This is a genomic window from Microcystis sp. T1-4, from assembly GCF_000297435.1.
In the GTDB taxonomy this organism is placed as follows: domain Bacteria; phylum Cyanobacteriota; class Cyanobacteriia; order Cyanobacteriales; family Microcystaceae; genus Microcystis.
The window spans coordinates 1-2,167 of the sequence record NZ_CAIP01000201.1 but is presented as its reverse complement, the minus strand read 5'-3'; the positions used below and the strand labels follow the sequence as shown (position 1 = coordinate 2,167).

1 protein-coding gene is annotated in these 2,167 nt (G+C 41.5%); it reads right to left on the bottom strand.

Annotated features, from left to right (window positions below; genetic code table 11):
• A partial coding sequence (locus MICAI_RS12710) for an FG-GAP repeat domain-containing protein (RefSeq protein WP_198285296.1) occupies positions 1-2,113 on the bottom strand: 2,113 nt, incomplete at its 3' end.
• Positions 2,114-2,167 lie beyond the last annotated feature (54 nt).

Here is a 2,167-nt window from a genome sequence, read left to right as displayed (position 1 = left end):
TTGGGGGGATCAAATCCCGCTCGGTTTGCAGTTGAGTGATGAGGGTTTGGGTTTGGGTGAGTTCATCGGTGAGGTAGATGGTTTGTTGTGTCACCCAATTTTTGGCGGTGGTGATGTCTTGTTGCAGAAGTTGGGTTTTGGTTTGCAGTTCGGCGCGTTTTTCTAGGACGCTGTTGAGGGCGGTTAGGTAGTTGTCTTTACTGGTTTGGTATTCGCCGGTTTCTTTTTGGACGTTGGTGGTGGCGGTGGCTGCATCTTGGGTGGCTATTTCGAGTTGGGTTTGCAGGATGGGGAGGAGTTTTTCCCAGTCACTTATTTGGGCGATTTTGTCTTCGCTGAGTTTTCTTTCTGCTTCCAGTTGTTGCAGGAGGTGGATAAATTCGCTTTGGCTGAGGGCGGCTTCATTGGCGACGGCGTTGGCTTTATCCCATTGGTTGAGAATGGTGGTAGTGGTATCTTTATTTAAGGTGTCGGTTTGAACTCCTTTGAGGAGTTGGTCGGCGTATTGTCTGAGGGCGGTCGCTTGTTTGGTGTAGGTGTCCCAGATAATCCAATCGTGGTCAACATGGGTGATAGCTTGTTGTTTGGTTTGTTTTCTTCCGTACCATTTCTTTTCTTGATAGCTACGCCATTCAATCCAAGTGGATCCTTGTTTACGGCTTCTTTCCCAATAAAAAGCGGATTTTTCTTGATACCAGTCGGCTTGGGAGATGGAAGCGGCGGCTTGGGCTTGTTTTTGGCTGATGCTGTTTTTAAGTTGTTCGATTTGTTGTTGGGATTGGGTTTGTTGGTCGCTGATTTGTTGTTGAAGAGTAGCGAGGGTGGTGGGGTTGTTGAGTTCGGGGAAGTATTTGTTAAGAAGTTCTTGGGCAGAAAGAGCTTGACTAAAGGTACTATTCCCTGTGTTTAAAAAGGTGCGAATAGTATTAGATGATGTCCATTGAAAACGGATGTCGATTTTACCATCATTATTAAAGTCGTTAACTTGTACTTGATCAGGTGAACCGTTGATTAGTGTAGTTGTAATGGGATCTAAATATTGGGTAAATGTGCCGTTTCCATTACTGATATAAAGTCGGTTTGTACCTGAAGATTTCCAATGGAAATAAGCATCTTGTTTTCCGTCTCCGTTAAAGTCTGCGATAAAAGCATTATCAGGTGAGCCATTAATAACCGTTGCGGTGATGGGGTCTAAATATTGGGTAAATGTGCCGTTTCCATTACTGATATAGAGTCGGTTTGTACCTGAAGATTTCCAATGGAAATAAGCATCTTGTTTTCCGTCTCCGTTAAAGTCTGCTATGAAAGTATTATCAGGTGAGCCATTGATTGCTAATGCACCAATCGGGTCTAAATATTGAGTAAAAGTGCCGTTTCCGTTGCTGAAATAAAGGCGATTTCTGCCTGATGCTTTCCAATAGAAATAAATATCTGTTTTCCCATCTCCGTTAAAATCCCCAGTGAATACATTGGTAGGAGATTCATTAATAGCAGTGGTTGAAATAGGGTTAACGTATTTGGTAAAAGTACCGTTACTATTGCCTAGATACAGTTCATTTATTCCCGATACATTCCAGTGATGATAAGTGTCATTAATTTGATCGTTATTGAAGTCACCAATCAGGTTGTTATCAGCTAATTTCTGAACAGTGGGAGTTTGATTAGTATTGTTTTGAGTTAGCTGATTGAATTGATATTCTGTTAAATAACTCTGTACCTTGTCTGGATTCTGTTGTGACTGTAGGGTTAGATATGCGGTTTCTAGGCGGAGGGTTTGGAGATTAGAGATAGCTTGTTCTTCAATAGGTTGTATAAGTTCTAATTTATCTTTAGGAGATTGCGCTAAATCAAAGGACAGATAAATAGGTGTTCCATTTCCACCCCCAACAAAACGACCAAAATCAGCCCTTCCATCTCCATTTACATCTGCCATAAAGCGATCACGGTTATCATATCCTTTATCAAAACCTGCTTTTATGGTGTTGAAAGCAGATTGATTAGAACTAAAGCCATTTTCACCTGCTAAAACAAAAGATAAGTAAATAGGAGTACCATCACCACCACCAACAAAGCGACCAAAATCAGCCTTTCCGTCTCCATTTACATCTGCCATAAAACGAGGAAGATTATCATATCCAATATCAGTACCAGGAGTTAATTGATAAAC